The following is a 15,488-nucleotide window of genomic DNA, read 5'->3' as shown; positions in this document are numbered from 1 at the left end:
GAAGACCCTCCCTCCCGGAAGGCCGACGATCTCGCGCCTTTAAGTCAACCGTGCTAGCGAGCGCAGGCCAGACAGGCCAGAACGCAAACCGTCTATGCCGGATGATGCTCACTCATATGCTGCGCGGATAAATTACTGGCGTGCGATCCTGCTCCCCCCTGCCCGGAATGAGGGTGGGAGCAGGAGAAGGCGACATCGTTACAGATCGATATCAAGCCCGATATCGAGAGCCTTGACGCTATGGGTCAACCAGCCGAGGGAGAGCACATCCACCCCTGAAGCCGCAATGGCTGGCGCCGTGTCAGGCGTAATGCCACCGGAGGCTTCTGTCAGGGCGCGGCCCTTGACCATCTCCACGGCGCGCCGAAGCATGTCGGGTCCCATATTGTCGAGCAGATAGACATTTGCCCCGCCCGTCGAGAGGGCCGTTTCAAGCTGATCGAGCGTGTCGACTTCAAGCGCGATCGCCATCAGATGCCCTGCGCGCTGCCTTGCGGATTTGAGCGCCGAAGCCACCCCTCCGCACAAGGCAATATGATTATCCTTGATCAGGATCGCATCATCGAGACGATAGCGATGATTGCTCCCGCCCCCTGCCTTGACGGCATATTTCTGAATGGCTCTCAGTCCGGGCAGGGTCTTGCGCGTGCAGCATACACGGGCTTTCGTACCGTGGATGGCGTCTACAACCTGACGCGTTGCGGTTGCGATGCCGCTCAGATGGGAGAGCAGATTGAGCGCTGTGCGCTCTCCCCCCAGAACGATCTCCGCAGGCCCCTCGATTTCGGCAAGGATGTCACGCGGCAGAATGCGGCATCCATCCTCCTTGAGCGCTGTGAAATTCGCATTCGGGTCAAGCAGAGAAAATGCCAGCCTGACACCCGCCATTCCAGCCACAACGCCCTCATGACGGGCGCGGAACACCGCGCGCAGGCGTTGGCCGGGCCGGACGATGGCCTGTGATGTGGCATCACCTCCGGTGCCAAAATCCTCGGCCAGACCGGCCCGTATGACGGGTTCCCACAACAGATCGGGCAAGGGAGGAATGAAAATTGTCATGCGTGCACGTAGCTCCTCTGCGCATGGATCATGGGGGCTGAACCCGACGCGGCGATATCGCCCTGTCCAAGACCGATTTCGGCAAGGGTAAACTGGAAACGCCCGGTCTGAGGCGCTTCGTCTCCATCGAGACGCCAGTGGCTTCCACGGCTCTCCTTGCGGCGCAAGGCAGCTTTGGCGATGGCTGCACCAACCAGAGCATGGTCATCGCGCGCGGCAAGCGGGGCAAGAAAGGCCGACAGACCCTCCAGCCCGTCATGATCCCGCAGGATCCCTGCCCCCTTATCCATGCGCGGCCCAAAACTCGCCGCACCAAAGCGCACAGGCTCTGTGGGATTCTGACAGGAATGGCGCTCGCGCGTGGCATTGTTCACATCCCACGCCACGGCCCGCCCCATCACGAACGCCTCAAGCAGTGAGTTGCTGGCCAGTCTGTTCGCGCCGTGCAACCCGGTGCAGGCGACCTCGCCGCAGGCCCATAGCCCCGCGAGGCTTGCCCGGCCATGCAGATCTGTCGCCACACCGCCCATGTGGTAATGAACCGCTGGCCTTACCGGAATGGGCTCACGATCGGGATCGATACCGTGCTGGGCACAGATGCGCGCAATACCCGGAAACTGGCGTGAAAAGACCTGCCGCAAACCCGTCGCCTGCCCGGCACCCTGCCGGTTGCCGCGCGCATGAGGCCCATTGTAGCGCGCATCGAGAAACACGCGATGCCCCAGTGCCCGATGGCGCGCAATCGCACGTGATACGCGATCACGGGACTGCAGTTCGTCCGTAAAGCGGTTGCCGGTTTCATCCACGAGCACCGCGCCCGCACCCCGCACGGCTTCGCTGATCAGAGGCGAGCGTCCACCCCCTGTCTCGACATCGAGGGCAGTTGGATGAAACTGGACAAATTCCATATCGGCCAGCCGGGCCCCGGCTCGCGCGGCGGCTGCCAGACCCCGCCCCGTATTGCTGGCAGGGCTCGTTGCACCGACATAGAGCGCCCCTGCCCCGCCACAGGCCAGGATACAGTGATTGGTTGGAATGAACTGCCCCGTGTTGAGCCATACGCCGCGCACACGTCCGTCCAGCACATGGAGGTGGTCCAGTGTCACCCCATCGAGCACCACAATGCGCTGGGAGGCTTTGACCCGCGCTATGAGCGCCTCCATAATTCCCGCACCGCTGCCATCACCACTCACATGCGCAATGCGCGCGCGTGAATGGGCCGCCTCCAGATGCAGGTCCAGATCGCTGCTCCCTGTGCGGGTGAACGCCACCCCCCAGTCAAGCAATGTCGCTATTACTGAGGGACCAGCCCCGATAATGGCCTCGACCGCACGGGGATCACACAGCCCGTCACCGGCATCGAGCGTGTCGCGCATATGAAGCGCCACGTCATCATCATGGCCGATGGCCGCTGCGAGGCCGCCCTGCGCCAGCATGCTGGCCGCTTCCGTCCCCAGAGGGGACGGGCTGAGCACCACGCAGGGCCGATCGAGATGCAGGGCCGCCGAGAGCCCCGCAAGACCTGCACCCGCAATGACGGGCCAGCCTGCAAAACGGGTGAGTGTCATCATGGCTCAGGCCCTCAGACCGCAAGCATCCGCTCGACCGCGCGCCTGGCCTGCGGAAAGAGCGCATCGGGAATGGTCACTTCCTCCTGCATGGTCTCCAGCGCACGACGAATAGCGGGCAGCGTGATACGTTTCATATGTGGGCAGAGATTGCACGGGCGAACGAACTCGACCGCAGGGTTGAGCGCGGCAAGGTTGTCGCTCATGGAACATTCCGTGACCAGCAGCACCTTGGCGGGCTGCTTGACCGCCACAAACTCCATCATCCCCGCCGTCGAGCCTGCATAATCGGCTTCTGCCACAACTTCGGGCGGGCACTCCGGATGGGCCAGCACCACGACACCGGGATGCATACGCCGGTACTGCCTGATCTCGAGGGGCGTGAAACGCTCATGAACCTCGCAATGGCCAGGCCAGGTGAGCATCTCGATGCCGGTCTCGTTCTGGATGTTCTTCGCCAGAAACTCGTCAGGAATCATGATGACGCGCGGCACACCAAGGCTTTCGACCACCTTCTTGGCATTGCCGGACGTGCAGCAGATATCGGTCTCCGCTTTGACGGCAACCGAACTGTTCACATAGGTCACGACCGGAACACCGGGATAGGCCGCCTTGAGCGCCCGGACATTCTCAGCCGTGATGGATTCCGCCAGCGAGCAACCTGCCATCGAGTCCGGTATGAGCACCGTTTTCTCCGGGTTCATCAGCTTGGCCGTTTCAGCCATGAAGTGAACGCCGGCCATCACGATCACCTGCTCCTCACAGCGCTGGGCCTCGCGGGCGAGCGCAAGGCTGTCACCGCGGATATCGGAGATGCAATGGAAGATTTCCGGGGTCTGGTAATTATGCGCAAGAATGACTGCATTGCGTTCGCGCTTCAGCCGCAGGATCGCCCGGATATCATCCTCGAAATTGCGCTCCCAGTCCTCACGGGTCATCAATCTTGACACGGGTTCGTAAAGGGCGTCGCCACGATCTCTGACGAGGGTCATCTGATCCATCGGATCCTCTCCGCTTAGTTATGCTCTATATGAGCATAATAGGGACAAAACTGTTGAGACCCATACATTGGGTGCCTCCCCGATGTTTTCAAAGCCACAAAGCCGTGATTGTCGAAAAAGCACGGCCAAGAACCATTCAAGATCACACTGACCGGGCAATCGGCAATTTGGAGCCCATAAGCTGTCGGGCACCGATCACCTCTCGCCTGAAGCGATAGAGCCGCGCAGGGCGTCCCTGGGGCTGGTTTTCCGCCTCGCCCGTTTCCTCCACGAGGTCCTGAGCCAGGATCAGCCGCCTGAAATTCTGCTTGTGCAGCGGTCTTCCCGCAATGGCCTCGACCGTGCGCTGCAACTGCCAAAGCGTGAAGGTCTCGGGCATGAGTTCGAACACCACGGGGCGATAGCGTATCTTGGCCCGCAGACGCGCCAGAGCAGTCGCGAGGATGCGCCGACGGTCCGACGGCATGGCACGGCCAGGCACCACCCAGGCGCCGGGCCTGCGCGATTCAGGCAGAAGATCGGCCTCCCACAGCAGTTCATAGCGGTGCAGGACCAGCTCGTCATTCCAGGGCTGCCCTTCAAGCCCGAACGTCTCGGCGCAGCGCCATTGCCGGGCTGGATCGCGCCAGGCCCAGTTTTGCAGCGCCCGGCCGATTTCGCTCTCGATCAGTTCCGCGCCGCTGCCCCGCAAATTCTCCCACGGGAAATATTCGTACAGCCCGCGCCAGCCTTCCTGTGCATCCTCCAGACGGGTCAGCCCCATATAGGAAATACGTATGAGACGCGGCGCGTCTGCGCCGGCCTGCCCTGCATCCGCCGATCCTGCTTCACCGCCCGACGCCTCAGCAAAGGTATAAAGCTGCTCGATATGGCCAAGGTGACATTGCGTCTGCTGCTCGACCCAAAGGCGCATGCCACGCTGCAAGGAGCGATGCGCCGTTTCCAGCGGCCCGGAAGGCAGGTTGCGCCCCTGGTCGAGTGTCAGCACGAGAGGCTGTTCGTCCTGCACCGCAAGCAGCACCGCCACCAGTTCGGTCTCGATATTACTCATGCATTCACGACCCGTCCGGTCGTCAGCAGAAGCAGGGCGCGCAGGATTTCTGCCGGGCTGGGTGGGCAGCCACGCAGGGCCACATCGCATTGCCGCACACCGGCCAGACCCGCCTCCATGATACCGCCCAGCACGGCGTAATTTACCCCGAACGGCCCCATGCCGAGCGCACAATCGCCGATCGCCACAATGCCCTTTGGCCCCGGCATGGCCTCCCAGCGGGCCTGAAGCCCGGGCAGCATGGCGCGCGTCACAACGCCGGTGACGAACAGAAGCTCGGCATCATGGGGTGTATCGACAAAACGGATGTCGTGACGGGTCAGATCATAGGCCGCGCCCTGAAGGGCCTGCGCCTCGATACGACAGCCATCGCAGCCACCACCTGCCACGATATGAAGCGTGAGTGGACGCGGCGCGGGTGGCAGGGAATCACGGGGTCGCCATCTATTGGCGTCCAGCAGGGCGCGCAGAAAAATCATGGACAGTTCCGGTCATCTGGTTCGTTGTGAGTAAAACCATAAACCGGCTCAAGGAAAAACCCCGCATGGTTCTGGCCTTTGCGTCCCATATTCCACAAGACTGGCACGACGCCATTGCCAACGCACCCCATGTGCGTCGCTGGATAGAGGGCGTGGAACGGGAGTTCGAGGTTTCCTCTCTCACGATCCGTGATGCCGTGAAGTTCGGAAGCCGGATCGGCTTTGTCTTCGCCGAGGCGCAGGCCCGTCATGAGGGGGTTTCCGTACCCCGCTATGCCTTCCTGCGCGGGGACTCTGTCGGTATTCTCGTGGTGCTGCGTCATCCCGATCACCCGCCAGGAACCGTGCTTACCTGCGAGCCGCGCCTCCCGATAGCCACCGCAGAGTCCCTCTCCCTGCCCGCCGGAATGGTCGATGACGGCACAGTACAGAGCACCGCGCTGCGCGAATTTGCCGAGGAGACGGGCATCACATTGGCGCTTGCGGAAAAGGACCTGATCTCGCTCGGCACCGTCACGCTTTCACCCGGTGGTTGCGACGAACATCTCACGCTTTATGCGCTGGAAATCGATCTGGAGCCGTCGGAACTGGCCAGTCTCGACAATCGCGCGACGGGGCTGGAGGGCGAGCACGAGCATATCAGACTTCGCGTGTTACCCCTCGACGCCATACCGACCCTCCCGCAGCAGGACGCCAAGCTTCTTCTGGCCTTCCATCTGTATGGTGCCCGCCCGCACGGCTGACGCACAGACACGCGGGGCGTGCTCAGGCAAAATGCAGGCCGGATCATAGCGACGCGCAAAACAACGCGTCAGCGCCTCTTTTTGCTCATGACGATATCCTGAACTTCGGGTAAGCCGGATCCATGACCCAGACCGAAGCCCTTCCCCCTGATGCTGAAGCCCTGCTCGCCCTCGCCGCTCGCCTGGCCGATGAGGCCGCCACACTTATCAACGAAATTCGCGACCGGGGCTTCGAGACAATCATCAAGGCGGACAAATCGCCGGTAACTGAGGCCGATCAGGCGGCAGAGCGCCATATTCTGGCAGGGCTGCGTGCCGCTCGCCCTGATATACCGGCTGTGGGTGAGGAGGAGATCGCCAATGGCGCCTTTGCGGAGCCAGGCGAGATCTACTGGCTTGTCGACCCACTTGATGGAACGCGTGAATTTGCCGCAGGACGTGACGACTTCACGGTCAATATCGGGCTGATCTATCGCAACCGGGCTGTTCTCGGGGCGATGGCCCTTCCCGCTTATGGGCAACTCTATACCGGCCTCGTGGGGCAAGGTGCCTGGCGTCGTGACAGCAAGGGGATGACCCCTATTGCTGCGGTCGTGCCGCCCGAGAACGGGCTGCGTATCCTGGCTTCGCGTCACTACGCCGATGACCCGCGCCTCAAGGAATGGCTTGCCGGGCGAAAAATCGGAACGCTGGGCAATATCGGCTCGGCCGCCAAATTCGCGCGTGTCGCAGAGGGTGAAGCCGATTTCTACCCCCGCCTTGGCCCGACCATGGAATGGGACACGGCCGCCCCGCAGGCGATTGTCGAAGCCGCAGGCGGCCATGTGCTCGATGAAAAAGGCGCGCCCCTGCGCTACGGCAAGCCGGGCTGGTTCAATCCGCCCTTTCTCTGCACCGGACGCCACGCCACACAAGGGCAGGACGCATGACAGAAATTCTCAAGGCCGATCCTGAGGCCATCCAGCGCGCCGCGACACTTTTGCTTGATGGCAAGCTCGTGGCTTTCGGGACCGAGACGGTTTACGGTCTGGGCGCGCTGGCCACGTCCAACGCTGCCGTTGCTCATATCTTTGCCGCCAAGAACCGGCCGCGGTTCAACCCGCTCATCAGTCATTTCGCCAGCGCTGAAGCTGCTTTCGAGCATGTCGAGGCCAATGACATGGCCCGCCGTCTGGCCGAGATCTTTTGGCCGGGCCCCCTTACCATGATCCTGCCGCGCAAGAGCGGCTCGACCATCTGCGATCTGGCGACGGCCGGTCTGCCAACCATCGCGGTGCGCGTTCCACGCGGCAAGACCGCTCTGGCGCTACTTCAGGCTGTTGGCCAGCCAGTAGCAGCGCCCTCGGCCAACCCGTCGGGGCGTGTCAGCCCTTCCGATGCCTTTCATGTGCTGCGCAACATGCATGGTCGCATCGACGCCATTCTCGATTCCGGCCCCTGCTCGGTCGGGCTAGAAAGCACCGTCATCGACCTCTCTCGCGAGGTGCCTTTCCTGTTGCGTCCGGGCGGCATCACGCTGGAACAGCTTGAAGCCGTATGCGGCACGATCCGCAATCCGGACGATTACGCCACCAAGCTTCCCTCCTCCCCCGGCATGCTTGCCTCTCATTACGCGCCCGGCCTTCCGGTCCGTCTGAGCGCCGAGAGCGTGGATGAGCATGAGGCGCTTCTGGCCTTCGGCCCGGCCCTGAGCGGCGCGGGACTGGTTTACAACCTCAGCGAGCGCAGCGACCTTGAGGAGGCCGCTTCGCGCCTCTTTGCCGGGTTGCGCTTTCTGGATGGCGAGGGGCAAAGGCGTGGCCTCAAGACCATCGCCGCCATGCCGGTGCCCCGCCAGGGCCTTGGCCTCGCCATCATGGACCGGTTGCGTCGCGCTGCCAGCCCTCGACCGACGGCGTCGGGTGATGACGATGATGATCTGGAGAGCATGATCGGCTGATGTCCGGCTCGTTCGACCCCAAGGAACTCAAGGTTCTCTCGGATATCCTCGCTCTGGTTCTTGAAGAACAGGAAGGGCAGTCCATTGCCGCGCTCAATGCGCTGCGCTCGCGTGCGCGCAAGAGCGGTACGACAGGCGGTGCCCTCAAGAACCTCTTTGTCGCCATTGCGCCCAACCCACCACCACGCGCCAAGCCCAGGCCACGAACCACCAAGGCGGAGAGCGGCCCTGACGTGCTGGCGGCCAGACAGCAGATTGTGACGCTCACCAACAATCTGCGTCAGATGGACCTTGAGTTACGCAATTCACGTGCCCGTCTCGAATCCGTGCGTTCAGAGCTGTATCAGACCCAGCAATCCCGCGCTGAAATCCAGTCCAAACTATTGGCCCGCGATGCGCGCAAGCCTTTCTCCAGTACCTTGATCTGGTGCGGCTTCGCCGTCGGCATCCTTATCGGGATCGCCAGCACGCAGTTCATCCATTCCATAGTGGATGTCCCCCGCGTCGATCGCTCGATCTTCCTGCGCTAGGCTCTACAAGCAGCGTAATCGGAAACAAGACAGCCCCGCATTGCGGGGCGTCTCGGTCCAGTGTGCGTATAGCTGCTACGCGCCTCACCAAATCTGTGCACGTTATGGAGCGTCGGCCTCAGCCTTCAGCGGCTCACATGCGAGAGGGAACACTCTGCCACTCGCATCTTGTGCTCGAAATGACCATCCTGATCGGCATCCTTGTGAATTCTCGCGGGCGTTCCACATTCCGGGCAGGCATAGATATAGCCTTTTTTCCCAGTCCTCTCTCGATAAGTGATGGCATCAGCAGCGCTTATCGGATTCCCGTCTAGCTTGGCCACTTTCATTGCTCGGATCTCCAGACTTATGAATGGAGAAACTCTACCTTACACTGAGGAATCTTTTCATAGTGGGTGAGATCAACCTTCCGTTGGCGTGATTTACATGAACAGTTCATCCGCTCAGTTGCCGCCGGCTGCATACTGATCGCAACGCGTCCAGGCATCACTCTCGATCGCGATAAAATCCCAGGATCCAGTAAATCAGGTGCGGTGCGTCAGTGACTCAACCGCACTGTGCAGGCACGAATTTGCTTAGTCCTGCCCCCCTAATCCTGCACACCGCCCATGATGGGGGTCAGATGGGCGCGGCTCTTGCTCGTGCGGCGTGCCGGAGGGCGTGGCTGGCAAGAGACGAAATACAGCCCGATCACAAAAATCAGGTTGGTGATGTTGATGAACAGATCAACCAGCATGATCAGGCCACTGCCCGACACGCCATTCCACAGGGATACCCCAAGCCAGACGATACCGAGCGGCCTCATGCCCAGCAGGAAGCTGCGCAGCGGGTTGGCCTGACCGGCGCGTACCAGCGGGCGCATACGCTGGATCGCCATGTAGAAGCAGACGAACAGCACCCAGTTGAGGATGTTGAACATCGATCCGCTGAGTGATGTGGCACCTGTGAAGATCAGAATGGCAATGGCTGCCAGAAAGAACAGGATCGCACCAAGCTGGAGGCTCATCCCGAGTTCGGCAGCAGAAAGCCGTTCGGGCAACCTGTCGGATACAGGCTGGAAGATCTTATCGAGTAGCCAGAGATCGGCCTGATTGACGCGTTCGACAAAGGACATGACGCTGACTTACCTCGCCGCTACGGCGGGCGCATCTGTTTTCTGCGCCTCACCGTGCAAGGGCTAGGCCCTGAAGAAGAAAAGCCCCCTCCCACGCACCACCAGCGCCCCGTGTCGCAACCTGAAACAGCCCGAGCCGTGAAAAGCAGACCCGCGCAGACAGAGGCTCACGCCAGTGCGCGTTATGATCGCAATTGAGTGGAATGTGCTCATTCGTCCGGTACAGATCGTCATCCAGACTGCAAATTGAGGCATGGTTCGCCTCGACATAAGCGCACGAGAAATGAGTCTCTGCCCGAAAGTCAAAAGGCGCTGCTCCCGTTCGAGGTCTAGCCCGCGCACAGGAAGCGTTACTCCCAATAAATCGGCCCGACAGACTCCGTTTATCGGTTTTCTAACGGAACAATATGGAACATGATCGCAGTCAATCGACGCTAAACAGGGTGGCCGGATCGTCATGTTTCCAGTTGTGATAGAGAGCCTTTCCAAAAACTACGGCGCAAAGCGCGTGCTGGATCAGGTCTCTCTCACTCTGGAACCGGGCAGTATTACAGCTCTGCTTGGTCCCAACGGAGCGGGCAAGACCACCCTGATTGGTTGCCTGCTTGGCTTGCTGCAACCGGATTCTGGTTCGATCAGGGTCTGGGGCCAGTCAGCGGATGCGCTTACACCATCACTCCGTGAGCGGATTGGTTTTGTTCCGCAGACAATGACCGGCCTTACCTGGTTTCGCGTTCAGGAATTGCTCGATTATCTGGCGGCCTTCCATAACAGCCAACCACGAGCAGACGCAGGCAGTACAACGCAGCCATGCGAGGATAAAAGCTGGTCGCAATGGGCCAGCCTTGATCCGAAATCGCGTATCTCGGCTCTCTCAGGGGGCGAAAGACAGCGTCTGGCCATCGTGCTGGCCTTGCGCTTTTCACCCGATCTTATCGTGCTGGATGAACCCGTTGCCAGCCTCGATCCCCTCGCCCGCCACGATTTCATCGCCCTGCTGGCAGAAACCGTGAAGCAGCGCGGCGCAACAGTGCTGCTTTCATCGCATATCATCTCCGATCTGGAGCGGATCTGCGATCGCTTTGTAACACTGAACAAGGGCCAGATCATCAGTACGGTCGATTCCTGCCAATTCAACAGCCATATTCGCCATCTCGCCCAATGGCCCGACGCGCATCACGGACTTCGCGTCCTTGTCGATCTTCCTGACGGAAGTGTCTGGGTTGAAGGCTGGACACCCGCCCATGAAGCTCTTGGCCTGACAGTGCTACCCGGCGATCTGGAAGCCTTCTTTCTGGCGCTGACGCGATGAGGGATACCCTGCGTGCCATGAGGCTCTACGCCTCACCGATTTTCCTGCGCGAAAATCCCATGGTTCTGCTCGGACTGCTTTATGCCGTCATATGCTATAGTATCGCGGTCTGGCTCCGTCTGGCGCCACCGCATGTCGATGGCCTGCCCATGCTGGTCAACCTTGTCATGTCCGCCTGGTGGGTCTTGCTGCTGAGCGCGTTCAGTTCCGTCAACACCCATTACTGGCGTCAGATACGCTCACCCGTCACGTTCATGCTGCCTCGCCTGCAACACGGTGAGTATTGCGCAGTCCACGCGATTATCGCCATCGCCTTCACCGTTCTCTGCGCCCCGCCCCTCTTGATGGGGGCCCCTCTTCTCAACACGCTTTCCGTCGAGGCATTGGCTCTAGCCCTGTGGTCGGGCGCGGATCAGACAGGTCCCAAGTCGATGCGGCGCGCGACGCGCATCATGCGGCGTATTGTCTCGCGTATCGGGTTCATTCTGCTGCTGGTCCCAAAAATCCAGCTTCTGATCTTTACAGCCTCTTGGCCCGTAGCGCTCGGGTTGCTCCTGGCTGGTCTGGGCATTGCCCTGTACGAATACCGGTTTCGCGATTACCGCCTGGACCCACTGCCGGAAACCGGCTTAGTCGGCAGGGATCATTTCCCAAGGCTGCTGCAGCCTGTCATTTCCTGCCTCATGTGGCGGCCAGGCTTTCTGCCACATATCCCGCTGCAGGATCAGTTCCTGACAACACGACCTGTGATCGTCGCCCTTGTCCAGATTGGCGGCACCCTGATTTTCGCTGCGCTGAGCGCCATTATGCTTTTGGTCATGGACGGTCATCTTCCGACAATTGATGCGTTCCGCCACAGCCTGCCCGGCTATGCCCGACAGGCCACGCTCCTTGTGGCCATTGGTGTGTGCCAGAAATTCCAGAAGCGCACGGACTGGCCCTTTCTCGTTGCGCTTTGCCCCTTTGGCGACAAGGCAGCCTTTACCCGCAAGCTGCTTCAGCTCCACCTCATGACGGCCGTCTTTGCCGGAGGCGTGTCCGGCCTGTGGCTCGGGCTGGTGAGCTGGTATGGCAAAAACCTTCCCGTCTTCCATTGCCTGACATGGGGACTTGCCGCGGGTATTCTTCTGGTTGGGACCGTATGCGTGCCATGTCTTGGCCTGCTCTCCGCCCGCCTTAACCGGCCTGCCGTCAATATGGTTCTCACGATCAGCGGCGTTGTCATCGTGCTTCAGGCCTGCACAGCTCTAATGATCGAGAGTGCTTTCTGGTGGCGTGGGTTGCTGCCCCTGGGCGCCATCGTTGTCGTGGCCCTGCTCTACATCATAACGCCGCATGCGCTGGCTCGGCAGGACTGGCCACTGGAACCGCCGCGCTGACCGGGCAGCCCGCCAGACGCCCATCAGTGGGCGGCGCCATAAGGCACGCGGCATGGACAGATCATGCCAAGCTGTTACGCTGCGTCCGTTACATAGTATCATTCCATGTCGATCCGCCTGACTGAACGAGACCCCAAGGGAGTTATGAATGTCCGTGCTGCCCCCACTGCGTAAGGCGCTACTGGCGTCCAGCCTGCTTGTTGCCCCGACGCTGTCTGTCGCGGTTTCAGCGCCCTCGATGGCTGCCGAAGCAACAGTCCAGCAGGGCGCTGCTACCGGCACCTCCACGAGCAGCCCTTCTGCGAGCCGCAGCGGGGGGACAACATCTCCGCATGGCGCGACGGCAATGGACAGCGCAGTGCGCGAGACCCTCTCCAACGGGCTGCGGGTTGTCATCGTGCCCGACCGTCTGGCCCCTGTCGTTCAGACACAGGTGATCTATCTCGCGGGCTCCGCTTCTGCCCCGGCAGGCTTCCCCGGTACCGCTCATGCGCTTGAGCACATGATGTTCAACGGGTCAAAAGGGCTGAGTCGTGACCAGCTTTCAACGGTCAGCGCCCGTATCGGGAATGTGAGCAACGCCTTCACCACTGAGGATACAACCCAGTATTACTTCCAGGCCCCGTCTCATTATCTGGATGTGCTGCTCAAGATCGAAGCCGATCGTATGCGCAACGTCCTGCTGAGCGACGCTGACTGGTCGCATGAGCGCGGTGCCATCGAGCAGGAAGTCGCGCGTGATGTATCGATGCCCTTCGAGCGCTTTACCATCCAGCAAAACCTCGCCCTGTTTGCTGGCACGCCCTACGAGCATGACGCCCTTGGCACACGCGAGTCTTTCGACAAGACCGACGCCAAACTGCTGCACGGCTTCTATGACAGCTGGTACCAGCCCAATAACGCGATCCTGCTGATCGTGGGGGATGTCGATCCAAAAACCACGCTCGAGAAGGTAAAAGCACAGTTCGGTGCCATTCCGGCGGGCAAGTTGCCTGCACGTCCGGTCATCACCCCGGCCCCGGTCAAGCCCCGCACCATCACGCTCGATAGCGATTATGCCACGGGCATATTGAGCATCGGCTTTCGTATGCCCGGTGCCGGCAGCCCCGATGCGGCGACGGCCCAGATCCTGGCCGATGTGCTTGGCAGCCAGCGCGGCGCGCTATTTGCGCTTGTGCCGCAGGGCAAGGCGCTGGCGACCGAATTCTCCTATAATGCCCGCAAGCAGGCAGGGGTTGGCAATGCGCTTGCTGCCTTCCCCAAGGGCCAGAACCCCGAGGCCCTTCTGGGCGAGATACGCGCGATCCTCTCAACCCTGCGCAGCAAGGGTGTGCCTGCCGAACTCGTCGAGGCCGCCAAGCGCAAGGAAATCGCCGCGCTCGAATACAACGCCAACAGCGTAACCGATCTGACCCAGAGCTGGGCCAGCGCCCTCGCCTATAATGGCCTGGAATCCCCTGCCGAGCTGGTCAAAGCCTATAACGCCGTAACACCCCAGATGGTGAATGCGCTTGCGGCAACCATCCTCGACCCAGACCACGCCGTGACTGGTATTCTGACCCCGTCGGGAGGGAAATCGCCGAATATCAGCAGCAACAAGGGGCCCGAATCCCTCCTGCCGCCACCGGGCAAGAACATTGCCCTGCCCGACTGGGCCGCGACAGCACTGGCCGATCTGCCAGCCCCCAAGCCGCTTGCCCAGCCTACACGATACACGCTCAGCAACGGCATCACCCTGCTGGTCCAGCCCGAGCATGTCAGCCATACCATCGTGCTTTATGGCAGCATCCGCCATAACAACGACCTGCAACAGCCCAAGGGCAAGGACGGTGTGGCCGGTTTGACGGGCGATCTGTTCCTTTATGGCAGCAAGACCCATGATCGCCTTGCCATGGCAGCGGCGCTGGACGATCTGGCCTCCGATGCCGATGGGGGCACCTCCTTCTCTCTCAGCACGCTCACACCCAATTTCGAGAAGACACTGTCGCTTCTTGCCGAGATGGAGCTCCATCCGGCTTTTCCGGCGCAGGCCTTTGCCATTCTCAAGCAGCAGGCGGTAGCGTCGCAGGCCGGGGTGATGCAATCGCCCGGCTATCGCTTCCAGCGCGCCCTGACCAGAGCCCTTGCACCGGCAAACGATCCATCACTGCGTGAAACCACCCCACAGACGCTGTCCTCCATCACGCTTGCTGACGTGCAGAATTTCTACAAGGCGGCCTATCGTCCCGATCTGACGAGTATCTTCGTCATCGGTGACATCACCCCCGAAAAGGCGCGCGATGCGGTCGAGAAGGCCTTTGCAGGATGGAAGGCAACCGGTCTCAAACCCGCCGTCGATCTGCCCGACCGCCCGCTGAACAAGCCGTCTCAGGCCGTCATTGATGATCCGGGCCGTGTGCAGGATTCTGTCTATCTCGCCCAGACCGTTCCCGGCGGCATTCATAACCCGGACCGCTATGCGCTTGAGGTCGGCAACGAGATTCTCGGTTCCGGCTTCTCCTCGCGTCTCATGCAGGATCTGCGCGTGCGCACCGGTATGGTCTATACAACCGGGAGTGATTTCGGCTGGTCGGTCAATCGCGGCGCGTTCGTGATCACCTACGGTTCCGATCCCGACAAGACCCTCAGGGCACGCGATGCTGCCCTGCGTAACGTCCGCGATATGCAGACCCATCCCGTGACCGATGATGAGTTGCTGAACGCCAAGGCCTCGATCCTGCGGGCCATTCCGATGGAACGGGCCAGCTTCGGGGGCATTGCCGGGCAGTATCTCTCACTGATCGGTCTCGATCTGTCGCTGGACGAACCCGATAAGCGCGCTCAGGCCGTTTATGACATGAAGCCCGCCCAGGTTCAGGATGCCTTCCATCGCTGGGCGAGACCGCAGGACATGGTGCAGATGATCCGCGGCCCCGCACCGATCAAGAGCACAGGGAAATAAGATCCTGTTTCTCTTGCCCTCTTCCCCCGCTCATCACCGGTGGGAGAGGGCCATCAAGTTCGCTCTACCTGTGTACGGCGGGGCAGAAGACAAAAAAACCTGCCCGGATCGGGCAGGTTCAGGGGCTCACCATAAAGGTGCTGTCAAAAGCCTTCGGGCGCTTCATCTGATGCTTCGGCAATCGCTTCGGCTTCTTCCTGAAGATAGGTCTCCAGATCACCATTGGCCGCGTCGTTCAGATCACGCGGGCTGATGCCGCTTTTTTCGGCGTCGGCCAGACAGGCCGCGACAGCCTGCGAGGGCTCACCCCAGTTCTGGTGGTGGGCTTCGATCCAGCTATCGAGCCATTCATCAATATCTTCGCCCGTCATG

At 61.0% G+C, this 15,488-nt stretch carries 15 protein-coding genes; 7 read left to right on the top strand and 8 right to left on the bottom strand.

Annotation, left to right across the window (positions count from 1 at the left end; translation table 11 throughout):
- Positions 1-198 precede the first annotated feature (198 nt).
- The 5 genes from nadC to Asbog_RS03910 all read right to left on the bottom strand — a co-directional run bounded on the left by nadC (position 199) and on the right by Asbog_RS03910 (position 5,158).
- Entirely contained in the window at positions 199-1,059 is an 861-nt protein-coding gene (gene nadC, locus Asbog_RS03930) for a carboxylating nicotinate-nucleotide diphosphorylase (protein WP_062164149.1), read from the bottom strand.
- A complete protein-coding gene (locus Asbog_RS03925; RefSeq protein ID WP_146926480.1) occupies positions 1,056-2,630 on the bottom strand; it encodes an L-aspartate oxidase in 1,575 nt (524 codons plus the stop codon). The genes nadC and Asbog_RS03925 overlap by 4 nt, the downstream gene beginning before the upstream one ends.
- An 11-nt stretch (positions 2,631-2,641) precedes the next feature.
- Complete coding sequence (gene nadA, locus Asbog_RS03920; protein WP_369794239.1) at positions 2,642-3,619, bottom strand: quinolinate synthase NadA; 978 nt, start codon at positions 3,617-3,619, stop codon at positions 2,642-2,644.
- Between the two features lie 151 nt (positions 3,620-3,770).
- On the bottom strand, positions 3,771-4,679 hold the full coding sequence (locus Asbog_RS03915; protein ID WP_062164148.1) for an NUDIX hydrolase: 909 nt from the start codon (positions 4,677-4,679) through the stop codon (positions 3,771-3,773).
- Positions 4,676-5,158 (bottom strand): NADH-quinone oxidoreductase subunit B family protein, encoded by a 483-nt coding sequence (locus tag Asbog_RS03910; protein ID WP_062164147.1) that lies wholly within the window; start codon positions 5,156-5,158, stop codon positions 4,676-4,678. The genes Asbog_RS03915 and Asbog_RS03910 overlap by 4 nt, the downstream gene beginning before the upstream one ends.
- A gap of 65 nt (positions 5,159-5,223) precedes the next feature.
- Between Asbog_RS03910 and Asbog_RS03905 the strand changes: the two genes are divergently transcribed.
- From Asbog_RS03905 to Asbog_RS03890, 4 genes are all read left to right on the top strand, one after another.
- Positions 5,224-5,901, top strand: coding sequence for an NUDIX domain-containing protein (locus Asbog_RS03905; protein WP_062164146.1), 678 nt, complete (start codon positions 5,224-5,226; stop codon positions 5,899-5,901).
- A 122-nt stretch (positions 5,902-6,023) separates the two neighbouring features.
- Positions 6,024-6,830 (top strand): 3'(2'),5'-bisphosphate nucleotidase CysQ family protein, encoded by an 807-nt coding sequence (locus Asbog_RS03900; protein WP_062164145.1) that lies wholly within the window; start codon positions 6,024-6,026, stop codon positions 6,828-6,830.
- Positions 6,827-7,840: an L-threonylcarbamoyladenylate synthase gene (locus Asbog_RS03895; protein ID WP_023978945.1), complete on the top strand. Its 1,014-nt coding sequence runs from the start codon at positions 6,827-6,829 to the stop codon at positions 7,838-7,840. The genes Asbog_RS03900 and Asbog_RS03895 overlap by 4 nt, the downstream gene beginning before the upstream one ends.
- Positions 7,840-8,370 carry a hypothetical protein gene (locus tag Asbog_RS03890; RefSeq protein ID WP_062164144.1) on the top strand — a complete coding sequence of 177 codons (531 nt, stop codon included), beginning with the start codon at positions 7,840-7,842 and terminating at the stop codon, positions 8,368-8,370. The genes Asbog_RS03895 and Asbog_RS03890 overlap by 1 nt, the downstream gene beginning before the upstream one ends.
- 125 nt (positions 8,371-8,495) lie before the next feature.
- Here the strand turns inward: Asbog_RS03890 and Asbog_RS14805 are convergent, their stop codons facing one another.
- Together Asbog_RS14805 and Asbog_RS03885 are read right to left on the bottom strand one after the other, a co-directional pair.
- On the bottom strand, positions 8,496-8,699 hold the full coding sequence (locus Asbog_RS14805; protein WP_456303621.1) for a DUF7830 domain-containing protein: 204 nt from the start codon (positions 8,697-8,699) through the stop codon (positions 8,496-8,498).
- Positions 8,700-8,959: 260 nt separating this feature from the next.
- Positions 8,960-9,484 carry a hypothetical protein gene (locus Asbog_RS03885; RefSeq protein WP_062164143.1) on the bottom strand — a complete coding sequence of 175 codons (525 nt, stop codon included), beginning with the start codon at positions 9,482-9,484 and terminating at the stop codon, positions 8,960-8,962.
- Positions 9,485-9,941: 457 nt separating this feature from the next.
- Between Asbog_RS03885 and Asbog_RS03880 the strand changes: the two genes are divergently transcribed.
- The 3 genes from Asbog_RS03880 (at position 9,942) to Asbog_RS03870 (ending at position 15,116) form a co-directional block, all read left to right on the top strand.
- The gene (locus tag Asbog_RS03880; RefSeq protein ID WP_062164142.1) at positions 9,942-10,796 is read left to right on the top strand and encodes an ABC transporter ATP-binding protein; all 855 of its coding nucleotides are present in this window, start codon (positions 9,942-9,944) and stop codon (positions 10,794-10,796) included.
- Positions 10,793-12,175 (top strand): hypothetical protein, encoded by a 1,383-nt coding sequence (locus Asbog_RS03875; RefSeq protein ID WP_062164141.1) that lies wholly within the window; start codon positions 10,793-10,795, stop codon positions 12,173-12,175. The genes Asbog_RS03880 and Asbog_RS03875 overlap by 4 nt, the downstream gene beginning before the upstream one ends.
- 148 nt (positions 12,176-12,323) lie before the next feature.
- Entirely contained in the window at positions 12,324-15,116 is a 2,793-nt protein-coding gene (locus tag Asbog_RS03870; RefSeq protein WP_062164140.1) for a M16 family metallopeptidase, read from the top strand.
- Positions 15,117-15,259: 143 nt separating this feature from the next.
- On the opposite strand, the gene Asbog_RS03865 is transcribed toward Asbog_RS03870, so the two are convergent.
- A complete protein-coding gene (locus Asbog_RS03865; RefSeq protein WP_062164139.1) occupies positions 15,260-15,487 on the bottom strand; it encodes a hypothetical protein in 228 nt (75 codons plus the stop codon).
- Position 15,488: the final 1 nt, after the last annotated feature.

This window comes from Asaia bogorensis NBRC 16594, assembly GCF_001547995.1.
GTDB lineage: Bacteria > Pseudomonadota > Alphaproteobacteria > Acetobacterales > Acetobacteraceae > Asaia > Asaia bogorensis.
This window is presented reverse-complemented; position numbering and strand designations above follow the sequence as displayed.

Coding starts and splice junctions, on each gene's coding strand:
- Asbog_RS03875 (WP_062164141.1), top strand. CDS start 10,793: ATGAGGGATACCCTGCGTGCCATGAGGCTCTACGCCTCACCGATTTTC.
- nadC (WP_062164149.1), bottom strand. CDS start 1,059: ATGACAATTTTCATTCCTCCCTTGCCCGATCTGTTGTGGGAACCCGTC.
- Asbog_RS03915 (WP_062164148.1), bottom strand. CDS start 4,679: ATGAGTAATATCGAGACCGAACTGGTGGCGGTGCTGCTTGCGGTGCAG.
- Asbog_RS03890 (WP_062164144.1), top strand. CDS start 7,840: ATGTCCGGCTCGTTCGACCCCAAGGAACTCAAGGTTCTCTCGGATATC.
- Asbog_RS03925 (WP_146926480.1), bottom strand. CDS start 2,630: ATGATGACACTCACCCGTTTTGCAGGCTGGCCCGTCATTGCGGGTGCA.
- Asbog_RS03910 (WP_062164147.1), bottom strand. CDS start 5,158: ATGATTTTTCTGCGCGCCCTGCTGGACGCCAATAGATGGCGACCCCGT.
- Asbog_RS03905 (WP_062164146.1), top strand. CDS start 5,224: ATGGTTCTGGCCTTTGCGTCCCATATTCCACAAGACTGGCACGACGCC.
- nadA (WP_369794239.1), bottom strand. CDS start 3,619: ATGACCCTCGTCAGAGATCGTGGCGACGCCCTTTACGAACCCGTGTCA.
- Asbog_RS03895 (WP_023978945.1), top strand. CDS start 6,827: ATGACAGAAATTCTCAAGGCCGATCCTGAGGCCATCCAGCGCGCCGCG.
- Asbog_RS03900 (WP_062164145.1), top strand. CDS start 6,024: ATGACCCAGACCGAAGCCCTTCCCCCTGATGCTGAAGCCCTGCTCGCC.
- Asbog_RS03870 (WP_062164140.1), top strand. CDS start 12,324: ATGTCCGTGCTGCCCCCACTGCGTAAGGCGCTACTGGCGTCCAGCCTG.
- Asbog_RS14805 (WP_456303621.1), bottom strand. CDS start 8,699: ATGAAAGTGGCCAAGCTAGACGGGAATCCGATAAGCGCTGCTGATGCC.
- Asbog_RS03865 (WP_062164139.1), bottom strand. CDS start 15,487: ATGACGGGCGAAGATATTGATGAATGGCTCGATAGCTGGATCGAAGCC.
- Asbog_RS03885 (WP_062164143.1), bottom strand. CDS start 9,484: ATGTCCTTTGTCGAACGCGTCAATCAGGCCGATCTCTGGCTACTCGAT.
- Asbog_RS03880 (WP_062164142.1), top strand. CDS start 9,942: ATGTTTCCAGTTGTGATAGAGAGCCTTTCCAAAAACTACGGCGCAAAG.